The 15736-nt window shown below is 58.2% G+C and carries 13 protein-coding genes; 3 read left to right on the top strand and 10 right to left on the bottom strand.

What is annotated here, in order from left to right; translation table 11 throughout:
* Position 1: 1 nt before the first annotated feature.
* Together ACP0GE_RS04385 and ACP0GE_RS04380 are read left to right on the top strand one after the other, a co-directional pair.
* Positions 2 to 757, top strand: a complete 756-nt coding sequence (locus ACP0GE_RS04385) for a ParA family protein (RefSeq protein WP_424830781.1) — start codon at positions 2 to 4, stop codon at positions 755 to 757.
* On the top strand, positions 754 to 1221 hold the full coding sequence (locus ACP0GE_RS04380; RefSeq protein ID WP_424830780.1) for a CYTH domain-containing protein: 468 nt from the start codon (positions 754 to 756) through the stop codon (positions 1219 to 1221). Before ACP0GE_RS04385 ends, ACP0GE_RS04380 begins: the two co-directional genes overlap by 4 nt.
* Before the next feature lie 2 nt (positions 1222 to 1223).
* Here ACP0GE_RS04380 and ACP0GE_RS04375 read toward each other — a convergent pair whose 3' ends face one another.
* The 6 genes from ACP0GE_RS04375 to ACP0GE_RS04350 form a co-directional block, all read right to left on the bottom strand.
* Positions 1224 to 2588: a sensor histidine kinase gene (locus ACP0GE_RS04375; RefSeq protein WP_424830779.1), complete on the bottom strand. Its 1365-nt coding sequence runs from the start codon at positions 2586 to 2588 to the stop codon at positions 1224 to 1226.
* Positions 2581 to 3261 (bottom strand): response regulator transcription factor, encoded by a 681-nt coding sequence (locus ACP0GE_RS04370; protein WP_424830778.1) that lies wholly within the window; start codon positions 3259 to 3261, stop codon positions 2581 to 2583. Before ACP0GE_RS04370 ends, ACP0GE_RS04375 begins: the two co-directional genes overlap by 8 nt.
* A 159-nt stretch (positions 3262 to 3420) precedes the next feature.
* Entirely contained in the window at positions 3421 to 4851 is a 1431-nt protein-coding gene (locus ACP0GE_RS04365) for a DegQ family serine endoprotease (protein ID WP_424830777.1), read from the bottom strand.
* 278 nt (positions 4852 to 5129) lie between these two features.
* Positions 5130 to 6194 (bottom strand): IS630 family transposase, encoded by a 1065-nt coding sequence (locus tag ACP0GE_RS04360; RefSeq protein ID WP_424830776.1) that lies wholly within the window; start codon positions 6192 to 6194, stop codon positions 5130 to 5132.
* Between the two features lie 613 nt (positions 6195 to 6807).
* A complete protein-coding gene (locus ACP0GE_RS04355) occupies positions 6808 to 7407 on the bottom strand; it encodes a nucleotidyltransferase family protein (RefSeq protein ID WP_424833807.1) in 600 nt (199 codons plus the stop codon).
* Positions 7408 to 7438: 31 nt separating this feature from the next.
* A complete protein-coding gene (locus ACP0GE_RS04350; protein ID WP_424830775.1) occupies positions 7439 to 9856 on the bottom strand; it encodes a GcvT family protein in 2418 nt (805 codons plus the stop codon).
* A 196-nt stretch (positions 9857 to 10052) separates the two neighbouring features.
* On the opposite strand from ACP0GE_RS04350, the gene ACP0GE_RS04345 reads away from it, so the two are divergent.
* A complete protein-coding gene (locus ACP0GE_RS04345; protein ID WP_424830774.1) occupies positions 10053 to 11621 on the top strand; it encodes an ABC transporter substrate-binding protein in 1569 nt (522 codons plus the stop codon).
* A gap of 63 nt (positions 11622 to 11684) precedes the next feature.
* Here ACP0GE_RS04345 and ACP0GE_RS04340 read toward each other — a convergent pair whose 3' ends face one another.
* The 4 genes from ACP0GE_RS04340 to ACP0GE_RS04325 all read right to left on the bottom strand — a co-directional run bounded on the left by ACP0GE_RS04340 (position 11685) and on the right by ACP0GE_RS04325 (position 15678).
* Positions 11685 to 12992 (bottom strand): HlyC/CorC family transporter, encoded by a 1308-nt coding sequence (locus ACP0GE_RS04340; RefSeq protein ID WP_424830773.1) that lies wholly within the window; start codon positions 12990 to 12992, stop codon positions 11685 to 11687.
* Positions 12993 to 13055: 63 nt separating this feature from the next.
* Positions 13056 to 14009: a site-specific tyrosine recombinase XerD gene (locus tag ACP0GE_RS04335; protein ID WP_424830772.1), complete on the bottom strand. Its 954-nt coding sequence runs from the start codon at positions 14007 to 14009 to the stop codon at positions 13056 to 13058.
* A gap of 3 nt (positions 14010 to 14012) precedes the next feature.
* Positions 14013 to 15539, bottom strand: coding sequence for a hypothetical protein (locus ACP0GE_RS04330; RefSeq protein ID WP_424830771.1), 1527 nt, complete (start codon positions 15537 to 15539; stop codon positions 14013 to 14015).
* Positions 15529 to 15678: a hypothetical protein gene (locus ACP0GE_RS04325; protein ID WP_424830770.1), complete on the bottom strand. Its 150-nt coding sequence runs from the start codon at positions 15676 to 15678 to the stop codon at positions 15529 to 15531. The genes ACP0GE_RS04330 and ACP0GE_RS04325 overlap by 11 nt, the downstream gene beginning before the upstream one ends.
* Positions 15679 to 15736 lie beyond the last annotated feature (58 nt).

The raw sequence follows: 15736 nt of genomic DNA, 5'->3' as shown, positions 1-15736 counted from the left end.
AATGAAGGTCATTGCCTGTTACAGCAACAAGGGCGGCGTCGGAAAAACGTCAACCTCGGTGAATTTGGCGCATGCCTACGCACTGGCGGGTAAACGGGTTTTGCTGTGTGATCTGGACCCTCAAGGTGCGTCTGGGTTTTACCTGCGAATAAAGCCATCAAAGAGACTGACCGAGGGCCGATTTTTTGAGGACGTCAAACGCTTCACCAAATCCATCCGCGCCAGTGATTTTGACGGCCTTGATGTTTTGCCCGCGAACCTGACCTACCGGGATTTCGACGTGTTCCTGTCCCGCATGCGTAACAAACGGTCGCGCTTGAAAAAGGCGTTGGCGTCGGTTGGCAGCGACTATGACGTGATCCTTCTGGACTGCCCGCCCAATTTTTCCACCCTGTCCGAAAACATCTTCAAGGCGGCGGATGTGATTGTAGTGCCCGTTATTCCCAGCACCTTGTCGGAACGGACGTTTGAACAGCTGGTTACTTTCTTCGATGACAGGAAGCTGCCCAAGAAAAAGCTGCGGGCTTTCTTTTCGATGGTGCAGAGGCGCAAAACATTGCATCGCGAGACGATGCGGACCATGCGCGAACAGTATCGCAAGCGCTTTCTGACGACGTTGATCCCCTTTGCTGCTGATATCGAGCGGATGGGTCTGCATCGTGCGCCGGTGCAGGTTTATGCCAAGAACAGCGCTGCAGGTGCCGCCTATAAGGCACTTTTCAATGAGTTGGAGAACAGAGTGGCCCCGACCAAATGACTACGGAAATCGAACGCAAATTCCTTGTAGCAGCTTTGCCGGATTTGACAGGCGCGGATCGGGCCGTTGTCCGACAGGGCTATCTGACCGCCCCGGATGATTCGACTGAACTGCGTCTGCGTCAGAAAAACGATACTTATTTCCTAACGCTAAAAGGCGGCGGCTCGCTGGTGCGGGTGGAGCGAGAGGCTGAGATCTCGGCTAAGCAGTTTGAAACCTTCTGGCCCGAGACTGAGGGGCGTAGGGTAGAGAAGGAAAGGTTCACCGGCAAGCTGGCCGACGGCCGGGTTTTTGAATTGGATGTGTTTCAGGGCGATCTGGCGCCGCTGCGCCTGGTCGAGGTCGAGTTTTCCTCTGAGAACGAAGCGCAGCAGTTCACGCCGCCGCCTTGGTTCGGTTCCGATGTGACCGAAGATAAACGTTATAAAAACAAGAATATGGCAATCAATGGTATTCCCGACTAGGGCTATTGGGCCAGTTGCAGTGTTGTTTCTAGCCCGGGCTGGCAATTGCGGGCCTTGAACGTGCCTCCGTGCATGTGCGAGATCGCGGCGACCAATGCCAGCCCAAGGCCTGCATTGCGCTGGGTGCGCGCCGGGTCCAGCGTAACGAAGGGCAACTCGAGGCGGGGAAGATCGGCTTCGGGCACTCCGGGCCCGCGATCCCGCACGCTGAGTAGGGCAAATGGCCCGTCCTCGGCAATGGCGATCGTGATTGTTGTGCCCGCAGGGGCGTAGCGCATGGCGTTTTCCAACAAGTTGGACAGGGCCTGCGACAAAAGCGGACGATGACCCTGAATAGGTTGGGCCGTGCCCGTCACCTCAAGCCGAATTCCCTGATCGGCGGCAACGGGTTCATATAGTTCGACCACATCGGCAACCAATTGCAGCAGGTTCACGGGTTCGAACTGTTCGCGGCCCAATCCTGCTTCGGCTCGTGAGATTTCGGTCAACTGGCTGAGGACGCGCAGCAGATGGTCGATCTCAACCGTTGCGCGGGCGGTATCGACTTCGCGCTCCTGATCGGTTTTCCCCGGCTCGGCCAGAGCCTCGATCCGCTGCCGCAGGCGCGATAAGGGAGAGCGCAGATCATGCGCGATGGAATTCGAGGTGGTGCGAAGGTTACTGATCAGCTCTTCTATCCGGTCCAGCATGTTGTTGAGCGTGCCGGCAACCTGATCGAACTCGTCACCGGTTCCCCTTATCGGCATCCGGTGGGACAGGTCGCCCGATACAATGTCGTCTGCAGTATCCGCGATGTCCCTAAGGCGTGAAAACACCAGACGCGTCAGCAGCCATCCGGTCAGAAGGCTTAAAGCAAAGGCGGCGATCAGGGCCAAACCGACCGATCGCAGAAGCACCCGATCGAATTGCAATCGGGCCAAAGCATCGCGTCCGACCAGCAGGCGTTCGCCGCCGGGCAAACGAACTGAGGCTGCGGAAATGGGCACCAGATCATCCGTGTCGACCTTTCGCAAACTCAGCTCGACCCATCCACTGCCAGCAGTAATTCCCTCGGGCCACCCGATCAGATTGCCAGCCAACCGATTGCCCAAGCGATCCGTCAGCAGATAGACAGCGTCCCGCTCGGGCGCGCTTGGCAGGCGCCGCTCGATTGCGGTCATCAATCCGATCAGGCCGCGCCGTTCGTATTCATCGGCCAACCCGGTCAGCTCCGCCGACACGACCGAGCGGGTTTCGCCCGAAATTGTCCGGTTCGCCGTAACATAAACCATGGCCAGCACGGTTGCCGTCAGCAATGTGCTGAGGACCATGCTGGCCAATACCAGCCGCGTGCGCGCGTTTCGAAGCGACAGGCGCAGTTTACCCATCCGAGACCATGTATCCTGCCCCTCGGACCGTCTCGATCAACGGTGCGGCTCCGTCTTCGTCCAACTGCCTGCGCAGTTTGGATATATGAACATCGACCACGTTGGTATTGGGGTCGAAATGATAATCCCACACGCCTTCCAGCAGCATGGTCCGCGAGATGACGCGGTTTTTGCGGCGCAGGAAGAATTCCAGAATCTGAAACTCGCGCGGGGTCAGGGTGATTTCCCGACCGCCGCGTGTGACTTTGCGGGTCAGCAGATCCATTTCCAGATCACGGCAGGTGAGGGTGGGGGTTTCCTCGGATTCCTGCGGGCGTCGCAGCAAGGCCTCGATCCGCGCATGCAGTTCCTGAAAGGAAAACGGCTTGACCAGATAATCATCCGCGCCCCCGCGCAGGCCTTTGACCCGTTCATCCACCGCGCTCATCGCGGTCAGCATCAAAACCGGTGTCTTCAGCCCGGCGGCCCGCATGGACTTTATCAGAGAAAGCCCGTCCAGCCCCGGCAACATCCGATCCAGCACGATAGCATCAAACCCACCGTCGGTCGCGTGGTACAATCCCTCACGCCCATCGGCGGCGGCTTCGACCACATAACCTTCCTCACTAAAGCCTTTGGCGATGAAGTCGCGGGTGTCGGCGTCATCCTCAACGATCAGCAGACGTCTACTCATGCACGGATTTCCTTTCATTGGGGATTTAACCACAGATGGTCGTTAAAAAAAACATGCCGGGTGCGATGCCGCACCCGGCCGTCCCGGCGGCATGTGGACAAACCATGCCAACCGGAAGGCACGTACCTTGTTTCCCCATCTAAGGTACGCGCTGGGGGTTTAGGCGAGCTCGACCGCGACGAAGATCTGGTTACCGCCGCGGTTGATCAGCACCAGCGCCGGGTCAGATTCGACACTGTCCAACGCGGACTGCAGGGCGTCAGGTGTTTCGACGTCCTGATTGCCCAGTCGGACGATCACGTCACCACGTTGCAGGCCCGCCTTTGCTGCGGGGCTTTCAGGCTGCAATTCGGTCACGACCACACCGTTCACGGTGTCATTCACGCCCATTTCTGCGCGCGCGGCCTCGGTCAAGGGTGCAACCGTGACACCCAGCGCGCTGTCGGCGAATTTATCCTCGACCACTGTGTCGGCCTCAGCAGCGGCAGATTGATGCTGACCAACGGTCAGTTCGATCTGCTGTTCTTTCCCGTCGCGCAGGATGGTCAGGGTGCTGTCGGTCCCGGCCTTGGTTGTTCCGACCAGAATGGGCAGATCGCCGCTAGACTCGACCGCTTCGTTATTGAACGAGAGGATCACGTCGCCCTGTTTCAGTACGCCATCAGCCGGGCTGTCGGCGATCACGTCCGAGACCAGCGCACCAGTTGCTGCGTCGATCCCCATGGCCGCAGCCAGTTGCGGGCTGACGGTCTGGATCGAAACGCCCAGCCAGCCGCGGCTGACCTGACCGTCATCGCGCAGATCGGCAGCGATATGTTCGACAATGTTCGACGTCACGGCAAAGCCAAGTCCAACAGACCCGCCGCTGGGAGAATAGATCGCCGAGTTCACGCCAATCACTTCGCCCTCCATATTGAACAGCGGGCCGCCCGAGTTGCCCTTGTTGATGGCCGCATCGGTTTGGATGAATTCAGCGTAGGGCCCCTCCGAGATATTGCGCCCCTTGGCAGAGACGATCCCGGTGGTCACGGTCGAGCTGAGGCCGAACGGGTTGCCGATGGCCACAACATCCTCACCCACGCGGATGACATCGCTGTCGCCCATATCGACCGCTTGCAGGTTTTCGCCCGCATCAATCTTGAGAACGGCGATATCCGTCAGCGGATCGGTTCCCACGATTTCCGCGTCAAAGGTGCGGTCGTCGCTCAGGCGGACGGTGACGGTGCTGGCGTTGTCGACCACGTGATGGTTGGTGACGATGTATCCGGCCTCATCAAGAACGAAGCCCGATCCCAGCCCCTGGCTCGGGCCACGCTGCGGCATGTTAAAACCTTCAGGACCACCAAAACGTTTGAAGAATTCTCCGAACGGGTGGCCTTCAAAATCGAACTCCTGTCCCTGGACGGGGGTCGCTGTCTGCTCGGCGATGATGGTGACAACCGACGGCGATACGGTTTCGACCAGATCGGCCAATGCTTCGTCCGCCATCGAGGGTAGGGCGGTGGTGGCCAGCATGGCGGCGCCCAAGGCTCCGACGCCGATCCAGTTCGACGTACGCGGGAAAAGCAAAGAGGATTTGCGGATGCTCATAATGACTCCTGTCTGTGTTTGGCGGTTTCACCCGCGCTTGTGCACAGGAGATGCCGCAACAGTCTTTGGAGTTTCTGAGGCGCGGATTAAGAAACCTTAATTTTGCCACTTTCTGTTCATGCAACTTCGCGGAAACAGGGCCGAATGCACAGAATCACGCTGATCTGCGTCACTCGAATCGGTGGATTGTTGCCGAGAATGCCTAAGATTTTGGAAAAGTGTTGAATTGAATCATTTTTGTTATACTCCCGCGACCGAATTGACCTGAATGTTGTTGCTCAGATCACCTTGTAGTTTTGGGTCGCTACGACGCGGAAATTGTCGGTAACGGTGTCTCGGAATTTGGTCCAGTTTTCGGGCAGCGTTTTTCGGAAGAACTCGAATATGGCGACGGTGAACGCGGCAAAGCTGGGGTAATGCTGATTGTGCGTGACCCATTTGTGCATGATGCCCCAAAGTCGTTCGATCGCGTTGAGATGTGGGGCGTATGAGGGCAAGAAGTGCAATTTCACGCGCCGCTCCGGGCTTTCCAGCCATGGTGTGAGTATCTTTGCATGATGGTAGCGCGCATTGTCGAGGATAACGTGAATTGCGGTCTTCGTGGGGTAGCTTTGTTCGATCTTTTCCAGCATTTGCCGGGTCGTTTCGGCATTGATCTTCTCGCCCTCCACGAAGGTGAACTGGAAGGTTTCAAGATTGAGCGCCCCCTGAATGTTGAGCCGCTTGCGACCTGATGTGGTTTTCACAGCGGTCTTTTGCCCTTTGGGAAACCAGCCATGCGCGGGGCGGCTCTGATATTCGGGGTGTACGGCGTCCGAAAACACAACCGCCTCATCCGGCGACAGGGCGGTCATCAGCGCCTCGTACCAGTCGATAAATGCCTGCTGCTGGTCTGGATCGGCTTGCGCGGAAAGCGCGAGAGGCTTTTTGTACTCGAATCCCAAACGTCGCATCAGCTTTGAGGCACCAGAACGACAGTAGCTCTGACCAAACTCGGCCAGAATATAAGCGCGGATTTCATCGACACAGCGGGCCGGATGCTCGCTGAAATGTTCTTTCACCGCCTCTTCCTGAGGGAATGACAGGTGCCCCTCGCGCGGGCTGTAATCCTTCAGGCCAAAGAATGCGAGACCGTCAGCTTTATAGGCAAAACGCCATTCCATCAGAACTGAAGGCCCGATGTCCAATATCTCGCAAACAATCTTGGGGTCATAACCTGCATCCAGCAGTATAAAAGCCCGCGCACGCTTCCAGACCAAGGCTTCAACCTTGCGACGACGACAGAGCATTTCAAGCGCGGCGCGCTCGTCATCTGTCAACGAAACGGTTGCGAAGTTTGACATGCACAGAGACAGACAGATCAAAACCCATCCGGCCATGTGACAATTTGAATCGCCCACTCAAAAACACTCAGGGCAATTCAGTCAAAGCAGTATAACAAAGAAATTGCCCCGTGCGCGATTGGAAATCTAATCATCTTTAGGTGGTGTGGATGTTTTTTCCCTTTGCGCGGAATTTCGCTTAGACCCTTTGGAACTCATGTTTTTAGGGAATTTCGATAAAAAAGCGGACATTTTACGGCTCTCTCAGTGCATGAGGTGCGCAACCATGAGTAGAGTATCAGAGTGATCGATGTTGCGAAAAAACAAGGCCGCCGTCGCTAAAATTAACCGTTTCTTCCAATTTTACATTGTTTGGACGCATCTAATGGGGGACGATGATCTTGCCCAATCGAGGGGGGCCCGAGACACTAGGGGGTGTCGGAGGCATATTTTGATTACCGACGCGTTGAGCTGCTTGTTAACGAGGGGGTCTTGTTTAGGTTCGGCGGTGAAATTTGGATAACCGATAAGGTGGTCTGACAGCGCGCTCGGGATTGGTGAAAGTGGTAGTCTTGATTTAGGGCACGCGGCCCGGTCTTAACCGACCGGGCCGCGTTCTTTTGGGCCGGTCCTGCTATTCGCTCTGCGCGGCCCTCCAACGTGCCCAATCGTCTGGCGTATCCAGATCAAGCAGGGCGTGTTGATTTGGAAGGCGTTCGAGATGCAGCCTATCCCGGTGCGCTCTGACGACGGACTGTGCCCCCCCATCGCCTGTCAGCTCTGACAGATGTGGAAACAGTGACCGGTCAAAGACAACCGGATGACCCGGCTTGCCGTCGCTTGTGGCACCACGCCAAATCAACTTGTCAGGATTGTCGTAAACTGACTGCCGCACGGTTATCAGATCACCTGCTGAAAGTTCCGGCAGATCCGCCAGCAAGACCATGGCGGCGCGCGCATCTGACGGCACGCAAAGCAATCCACACCGCAGGCTGGCATTCATGCCTTCATCGGCGTCTGGGACTTCTACAGCTTGGACATCCAAACCATCCAACGCAACGAACCGTGGATGAGGTGCCGGGGGCAGGGCGACAACAACCGGCCCGACGTCCATTGCACGCAAAGCCGAACGCCGCAGCAACGGAATGCCGTCGACGGATTCCATAAGCTTGTCGCGCCCTTCCATTCGGCGCGATTGGCCAGCGGCCAGAAGAATAACGGCAATACCTGACATGCCGTCACCATGCCGTGTTGGGGTGGTCAAGTCATCCCCGCATGCGCGCGCCATCCGCGTCAAACAATGGGGCCGATATCACGCGGGCAGGGCGCATCTGACCGAGGATTTCGATCTCGACCTGCAATCCGTCTGCCACCTTGTTTGCGGGCAGAAAGCCCATTGCGACGGATTTCCGCGCATGGTGCGAGTATCCGCCCGAAGTGCAGAAACCAACGACCTTGCCGTCCAGCCAAATGGGTTCATAGGCGTTGACGTCCGCATCATCGGCGTCAACCTCGAACGCGACCAGAGTGCGAGTTGCACCAGAGGCGCGCTCGGCCTCGGCTGCCGCCCGTCCAATGAAGTCAGCATTCTTGGAGAAGGAGATAAACCGGTCCAGTCCGGTTTCTGCAGCCGTGTAGTCGGGTGAAAATTCCCGCATCCACGAGCCAAAAAACTTATCAAGCCGCAGACTCATCATCGCGCGCATGCCAAAGGGTACCATTCCATGCGGTTGCCCGGCCTCCCATAAGGTCCACCATAGCTGCCGCTGGGCCATCGGATCGCAATAGATCTCATAGCCCAAATCGCCTGTATAGCTAACGCGCTGGACGATGCAGTCGGTCAGGCCAACGGTCATTCGGCGGACATCCAGGAATTTTAGGTCCGAGATATCGTCGCGAGTACAGGCCATGAGAACCTGCGCCGCCTTTGGACCGGCAATCTGGAACCCGTTCAAACGGTCACTGCTGTTTTCAACGCTTACACCGTCTTCGGTATTCTGTTGGAACCAGCGCATGTGAAAGGCTTGACTGCCGTACGAGGCGGTCAGCTGGAACTCGTCCTCACCCAGACAAGAGACCGTGAAGTCCCCGATCAGCTTGCCCTTGGGCGAGAGCATCGGGGTCAGGGACAAGCGACCCGGTTTCGGGATGCGACCGGCCATGATCCGATCCAACCAAGCCCGCGCGCTCGGGCCGGTGATGCGATACTTACCGAAATTGTGCACCTCATTGATGCCCACACTTTCGCGCACGGCACGCACCTCGCGCCCGGTAGCGTCGAACGCGTCCGAGCGGCGGAAGGACGGTGTCTCATAGCCCGGCTCATCACCCTGTGCGAAATAGTTCGGAACCTCCAACCCATATTGCTGCCCCCAAACCGCGCCGAGATCGGTGAAGATGTCGTACATCGGCGTCGTGCGGTTTGGGCGGGCGGCGGGCAGTTCCTCGTTCGGGTAGGCAACGCTGAACCGTTTTTGATAATTCTCGACCACCTTGGGGCGGGTGTAACCGGGGCTGATCCAGTCGCCGAATCGGGCCAGGTCCATGGCGAACACGTCGCGCTCGGGCTCGCCCTCGATCATCCATTGCGCCAAGGTCAGACCAACGCCGCCGCCCTGACTGAACCCGGCCATCACACCGCAGGCCGACCAATAGTTGCGCATCCCCGGCACCGGCCCGACCAGAGGGTTCCCATCTGGTGCAAAGGTAAACGGGCCATGGATCACGGATTTCACCCCGGCTTCGGCCAGAACCGGAAAGCGCTTGTAGGCAAATTCGATGCTGTCCGTGATTTTGTCATAGTCATCCGGCAGCAACTCGTGACCGAACTCCCACGGGGTGCCGTCCACTGCCCACGGTTTGCAGGGCTGCTCGTAGAACCCGATGCACAGGCCGCGCCCTTCCTGCCGCAGATAGCTTTCGCCCGCCGGGTCCATCACATGCGGGTGTTCACCACCAGCGTCGATGATCGCCTCGATCTGCGGGATCGAGTCCGTCACAAGATACTGATGCTCCATCGGATGCAGAGGGAAATAGACTCCGGCCATCGCACCGACCTCGCGCGCCCAGAGGCCACCGGCGTTGACAACATGCTCTGCGTGGATCGTGCCTTTGTCGGTGACCACGTCCCACGTCCCGTCGGGGCGCTGGTTGGTCTCGCGCACCATGCAATGGGTTTCAATTGTCGCGCCACCCATCCGCGCGGCCTTGGCATAGGCATGCGTTGTTCCTGAAGGGTCCAAATGCCCGTCCAGTGGATCATAGAGCGCGCCGATAATGCCATCGGTGTTGGTGATCGGCGCAATCTTCTTGATCTCATCCGGGCCAACGATCTCGGTCTCTAGCCCCATGAAACGGTGCTTGGCGCGTTCGGCCAGCAGCATATCAAACCGATCCTGATTGTCAGCCAGAGTCACCCCGCCGACATGGTGCAACCCGCAGGACATGCCGGTGATCTCTTCCAGCTCTTTATACAGCCGGATCGTATAGCCCTGCAGCGCCGCCATGTTGGTGTCGCCGTTCAGTGTGTGAAACCCGCCCGCCGCGTGCCAGGTCGAGCCGCTGGTCAGTTCGGACCGCTCCAGCAGCATCACATCCGGCCAGCCCAGCTTGGTCAGGTGATAGAGGACGGAGCAGCCGACAACACCTCCGCCAATGACGGCCACGCGGGTCTCAAGCTTCATGGAAATCTCCCTTGGGTGCTTTTTACCAGTCTGGTCAGGGGTACCCGTTATGCAACGCCAAATGCGACAAAGTATGTCGTAATGAAAAAACCTCAGTATCCGTCAAACTCGGGCAAAAACGGTCACACACTTGTTACAGAATCGAACTAACAGCCGCGGGAATTCGACCCGACAAACCACTTTGCAAGGAAGCAACATGAGCAAGTTTGACCTGACACCCAAGTCGCTGAGCCGCCGTGAATTCATGGCCAAGGCCGGTGCGCTGGGTTTGAGCGCCGCAGCGGCCAACCTGATCTGGGCGGAATCCGGCCTGGCGGATACTCCGAAGAAAGGTGGCCACTTCATTCTGGGCCTGAAAGGTGGCGAAAGCACAAATACGCTGGATCCAGCCCTGTCTGCGTCGCATGTTACCGCCAAAGCGCTGCGGGCCTTCGGCAATACCCTGACCGTTGTCACCGCAGATGGTGGTCTTGCGCCGAGCATTGCCGAAAGCTGGGAAGCGTCGGCAGATGGTAAAATCTGGCACTTCCGTATCCGTAAAGGTGTGGAATTCCACAACGGTAAAACCCTGACCCCCGAGGATGTGCAGCTAACACTGGCGCGCCACTCGAACGAAGAGTCGCAGTCCGGTGCCCTTGGCATCATGCGCGGGATCGAGGATGTGCGCGTAGACGGGGACGATGTTGTCGTCACGCTGGTCACTCCGAACGCTGACCTGCCGTATCTGCTGTCGGACTACCACCTGATCATGCAGCCAGGGGGCGGTATGGATAACCCCGCTGAGGGTATTTCAACCGGTGCTTACAAGGTTGTCGCGGACGAGCCCGGTATACGCTACGGGTTCGAGAAGTTTGCCAATCACTGGGATGACAGTGTTGGCCATTTCGACAGCCATGAGATTCTAGTGCTGAACGACGATACCGCACGTTCTGCCGCACTGCAGGCCGGTCAGGTGCACGCTATCAACATCGTTCCGCCACGCACCGCCAAACTGTTTAGCCGTGCACCGGGTGTCACTGTCAACGCAACTTCGGGCCGGGGGCATTACATCTTTGTCATGCATTGCGACACGGCGCCGTTCGACAACAAAGACCTGCGACTGGCTCTGAAATACGCGATCAACCGCGAAGAACTAGTGGACAAGGTGTTGCGCGGTTATGGCTCGGTCGGAAATGACATTCCGATCAACGAAGCCTATCCGCTGTTCGATGATACAATGGAGCAACGCCAGTTCGATCTGGCCAAAGCGGCCGAGCATTACAAGGCATCGGGACATGACGGATCGCCCATCGTTCTGCACGTCTCGGACGGTGCCTTTGCCGGGGCGGTCGATGCAGCGCAGCTGTTTCAGCTTTCGGCGCAAGAGGCTGACATTCCACTGGAAATTCAGCGCGAGCCCGCGGACGGCTACTGGTCGGAAGTATGGAATAATAAGCCGTTCTGCGCGTCCTACTGGGGCGGTCGCCCGGTACAGGATCAGATGTGGTCGGTTGGCTACCTGTCCACCGCGGACTGGAACGACACCCGCTTCAAGAATGAAGAGTTCGACGCCCTGCTGCTGAAAGCCCGGGCCGAACTGGACGAAACCAGGCGGAAAGAGATTTACGGCCAGATGGCCCGTATCGTTTGGGAAGAGGGCGGTCTGATCAATCCGATGTTCAACCAGTTCATCGACGGGTATTCGGACAAGGTGACTGGCTGGAGCGCACATGCGAACGGTGACCTGATGGATGGCTACGTTGCCAGCCACACCTGGTTTGCATAATCCCTGAAAACGGAACCGGCGCCCCATTTTGGGGGCGCCTTTTCCTTTGACTTGAAGGGCCAGTTACAAGGGGCGGATTTTAAGACCCGTAATCCTATTGCCTTCGCGCGATGTTACTTCAAATCGGAAGCCGTGGAACGAAAACACCTGACCCACGACCGGGATCATCTGAGCCTCGTGTATCACCAGCCCGGCCAGCGTGTTGGCCTCTTCATCAGGCAACGACCAGTCCATGGCGCGGTTCACGTCGCGAATGGTCATGGCCCCTTCGACCAGATACTGGCCGTCTTCCGTGCGCGTCACCGGGACTTCTTCCTCGATGTCGAATTCGTCGGCAATCTCGCCCACGATTTCCTCAAGAATATCCTCGAGCGTGATCAACCCGCGCAACGAGCCGTATTCGTCCACCACCAGCGCAAAGTGGCTGTGCATCCGTAGAAACTCGCGCATCTGGTCATCCAGAGTGGTAGTTTCCGGAACAAAATACGGATCGTTGGCCACCCTGGAGATGTCAAAGTTCTTCAGCCTTTCCGTATCTCCATCGCTGCTACCGACTTTTGCGTACATGGCGCGGAACAGGTCTTTGGCATGGACGACGCCCACAATGTTCTCCTGTTCATCCCGAAAAACGGGCAGGCGGGTATGGGGGCTTTCCAGACATTGTTTCAAAATCGCCTCGGGTGCCGCATCGGCATCGATCATTTCGATGTTCGAGCGGTGGAGCATGATCTCTTCCACCGCACGGTCACCCAGATCAAGCGCTCCCAGAATACGGTCCCGGTCTTCCTTTTCGACCACGCCTTCGGAATGCCCCAGTTGAAGCGCCCCGGCGATTTCTTCACGCACGGCAAGGATGTTGCTGTCCGGGTCGATCCTCACGCCAAAGATGCGCAACACGCCCCGCACCAGCAGGCGAACCGCAGCGACGATTGGCGAGAATACTGTCACAACCACACCGATCACCGGCGCGACGGCCGAGGCCGCTTTTTCAGCGTTGGTAATGGCGTAGGTCTTGGGCAAAACCTCGGCAAAGATCAGAACCAGCAGGGTCATCACCAGCGTCGCCAGCGCAACACCGCTTTCACCGAACAGGCGCGTGAACAGCGCGGTCGCCAACGATGCGGCCAGAATGTTGACCAGGTTATTGCCCAGCAGAACCGAGCCGATCAGACGTTCATTGTCATCGGTGATATCCAGCGCCTTTTGCGCCCCGCGGGACCCTTTGTCCGCCTGCGCCCGCAACTTCCCGCGAGAGGAGGCCGTCAACGCCGTTTCAGAACCCGAGAAAAAGCCCGACAGGACGAGCAATAGCAAAATGGCGCCTGTGGTAATCCAGAATGCGCCGTCGATCAGAGAAGGTGAGGGTTCCATCGGTCCTTAGTTGTTGGTGTAACTGCATTCGTTATGGGGGTGCGGCCCCGCCGGATCAAGGGGTTAGCCCTTTTCGACAGGGTCTTTCGCCAGCGGGTGATGCTCTAGCACCAGTTCTGACAGTCTTTCGTTCAGAACATGCGTGTAGATTTCCGTGGTCGCCACGTCGGCATGACCAAGCAACGTCTGGATCGACCGCAAATCGGCCCCATTGGCCAGAAGATGCGTTGCAAAGGCATGGCGCAGCGTGTGCGGTGTTACCTTTTCAGGTGAAACCCCACCTTGAACCGCAAGTTCCTTGATCAGGTGAAAAAACATGTGCCGCGTTAGGTGGCCGGATTTTCCCCGAGACGGGAACAGAAAGCGCGACCGCTGCCCGCCATTGGTGACATGCTGTTCCTCGGCCTCGTCCCTGAGGCTAAGCCAGGCGGCCAAGGCTTCACGAGCAGGCGGCGACAGCGGCACCATCCGTTCTTTGCCGCCTTTGCCAAGAACCAGCAACATGCGCGGATCACCCCGCGCTGATGAAACCGGCAGCGACACAAGCTCGGTCACACGCATGCCTGTGGCGTAAAGCAGTTCCATCAGGCAGGTGTTTCGCACCTTCTCCGTCGTATTACGCCCGGTTTGGCGCGCAGCGTTCAGCAGCCGGTCGACCTCGGGCACATCCAGAGTTTTGGGCAGGCGCTTTTGCCGACCCGGGCCCTTAATCTGAATGGCAGGATTGGTGTCGCGCCAACCCTCTTCGAACGCAAAACGATAAATTTGCTTGATCGCCGATAAACGCCGTGCGCGGGTGGACCGGGCCAACCCTTCGGCGTCGCAATCGATCAGGTAGCCTTCGATCTGATCCCGTTCGGCAGTGGCGAAAGAAGATTTGTGCCGATCCAGCCAACCTGAGAAATCTTTCAGATCGCGCCCGTAGGCCAGCAAAGTGTTGGTCGCCGCACCAAGCTCGGCCGCCTGTGCTTCGAGGAAGGTGGAAATCCATAGATCCTGCGTTGCGGGCGCCGACACGGGTCAGGTTCCGTTCAGGATCATCAATTGCAGCGATGCGCGCCGCGCCGTGTCCTCAAGCCCGACGCGACGGAACGCAGCAATGGCCGCAGTCAGATCAACCAGATTGCCGCGTGCGCCATGGGCAAACAGCGTCATCGCCTCCAGAACCGCTTCACCCAACTGCTCGTTTTGCAGCAACGCATCGATATCCGGGGGAACAGGCGCGGCCCAGGCGAACCCTTCGGCAATCGCGTCAGCCAATGGGGAAGGAGAACGCGCACGGCCCGGATCACCTTGCGCAAGAGCGGCAAGGAAGTGATTGTTATCGGACCCTTTCGGAGCGTCCAACGCCGCATCTTCGTACAACTCCGACAGCATCAGAATCCGCCAGCGCAGATTTTCCGCTTCGGGGTCGGCCAGAGGGACCGCCGATAGCCGCTGCGCGAATAGCTCGGCAAAGGGTACTTCCAGCCCAACGCTGCGCATCTGCTTCCACGCCTTGGGCAAGGTCTTCGCAACACCTTCGGGATTGTCAGGTTGCAGTGCCCCGTCAAAGCGTTGAATAGCTGCCACTCGATCCCACACAGCGCCGGACGCCGCGGGTTTGCGCTCGGTATATAGCCCTAGCAGTTGGTTCGGTGTCAGGGCTCCGATCCGGGTCAGGCGCTCGGCGGCTTCGATCTGAGCTTTCCACCCGGCCACATCGCGCAGGTCTGCATTCGCATAAGCGCGGGGCAGAGAGGCAGTGGGTAGGCGCTCGCCAATTGCTTCGAACAGCCGGAACGTCAAAGGGCTGGGATCGTCAGGTTGCGGCAGGTAAGCTGCGTCTTCAAACAGCTCAGGGCTCAGAAAACGGTCCAGCACATCCAGTTCTTCTTGCGGCAGGACCTGCAGTGCATGCGCGGCCTCAAGGGTCAGCGCGGCTGATGTCCAATCGCCGCGCCGTGCCTTGCAGAAAATCTGCGCGGCGTAATCCCGCGACAAATGCGGTTGTGCGATCAGGGCCGTACAGCTGCGGTCTTCATCCCCGGTCAGAAGGGTTGCATCGAACCAGCGTTTGAACCGGTCTTGAGTGTCCGTTGGGCCAGCCAGTTGTACCAGAGACTGAACCGGGTCAGCCGCACCCAATTGCATCAACCGATCCAGCCGCGCCATCAAAAGCGCATCCGGTTCATCGGGGTCTGCGGGCCGGCGCGCTTCAGACAGCAGCAGGGTAAACAACAGCCGCTGCATGGCCGGGCTGTCTTTGACCCGCACCCGCTTGATCAACTCGGCCAGCCGCGACGGCTCGCTCCGCCGCCAAAGATCTACCGGCAGGCCTGTTACTGATGAAGAAACCAGCCCCAGCGGCGGCGACAATGCTTCCAGCGGTGTGACCGATACATCCGGCTGCAGCCCGGTTTGCGTTACCGGTGGTTCCAACAGGACAGTGCTCGGCAAGTTCTCGGGCGGGGAAGACAGCCAATCGATTACTGACAGCGGTTCCGAGGACTGCGCCTGCGCTCCGCCTGCCAGTACGATCGCCAAAAGGGCGGTTCTAATCGGCATTCAGGATGACCGGTTCACGGATTTCACTTTGCGGGGCCGAAAAATCCACTCCGAAGAACGGCCCCAGATAGGCATATCCCACCAACCCGATAAAGCACAGGCAGATGACATATAGCAGGAACTTTAACAGACGGCCCATGGCTCAACGCTGCCTCAATTTTTGATTTTGACCAAGTTATAACTGGCATTTTTCTCAA

Origin of the sequence: Ruegeria sp., assembly GCF_965243365.1 — a bacterium.
Lineage (GTDB): Bacteria > Pseudomonadota > Alphaproteobacteria > Rhodobacterales > Rhodobacteraceae > Ruegeria.
Note: the sequence above shows the minus strand (reverse complement) of the source record. Positions and strands in the feature narration are given on the sequence as shown.

What these genes read in the sequence shown, in the direction of transcription:
- ACP0GE_RS04365 (WP_424830777.1), bottom strand. Translation starts at nt 4,851, where the DNA reads ATGAGCATCCGCAAATCCTCTTTGCTTTTCCCGCGTACGTCGAACTGG.
- ACP0GE_RS04345 (WP_424830774.1), top strand. Translation starts at nt 10,053, where the DNA reads ATGAGCAAGTTTGACCTGACACCCAAGTCGCTGAGCCGCCGTGAATTC.
- ACP0GE_RS04330 (WP_424830771.1), bottom strand. Translation starts at nt 15,539, where the DNA reads ATGCCGATTAGAACCGCCCTTTTGGCGATCGTACTGGCAGGCGGAGCG.
- ACP0GE_RS04370 (WP_424830778.1), bottom strand. Translation starts at nt 3,261, where the DNA reads ATGAGTAGACGTCTGCTGATCGTTGAGGATGACGCCGACACCCGCGAC.
- ACP0GE_RS04385 (WP_424830781.1), top strand. Translation starts at nt 2, where the DNA reads ATGAAGGTCATTGCCTGTTACAGCAACAAGGGCGGCGTCGGAAAAACG.
- ACP0GE_RS04355 (WP_424833807.1), bottom strand. Translation starts at nt 7,407, where the DNA reads ATGTCAGGTATTGCCGTTATTCTTCTGGCCGCTGGCCAATCGCGCCGA.
- ACP0GE_RS04380 (WP_424830780.1), top strand. Translation starts at nt 754, where the DNA reads ATGACTACGGAAATCGAACGCAAATTCCTTGTAGCAGCTTTGCCGGAT.
- ACP0GE_RS04360 (WP_424830776.1), bottom strand. Translation starts at nt 6,194, where the DNA reads ATGTCAAACTTCGCAACCGTTTCGTTGACAGATGACGAGCGCGCCGCG.
- ACP0GE_RS04375 (WP_424830779.1), bottom strand. Translation starts at nt 2,588, where the DNA reads ATGGGTAAACTGCGCCTGTCGCTTCGAAACGCGCGCACGCGGCTGGTA.
- ACP0GE_RS04350 (WP_424830775.1), bottom strand. Translation starts at nt 9,856, where the DNA reads ATGAAGCTTGAGACCCGCGTGGCCGTCATTGGCGGAGGTGTTGTCGGC.
- ACP0GE_RS04340 (WP_424830773.1), bottom strand. Translation starts at nt 12,992, where the DNA reads ATGGAACCCTCACCTTCTCTGATCGACGGCGCATTCTGGATTACCACA.
- ACP0GE_RS04325 (WP_424830770.1), bottom strand. Translation starts at nt 15,678, where the DNA reads ATGGGCCGTCTGTTAAAGTTCCTGCTATATGTCATCTGCCTGTGCTTT.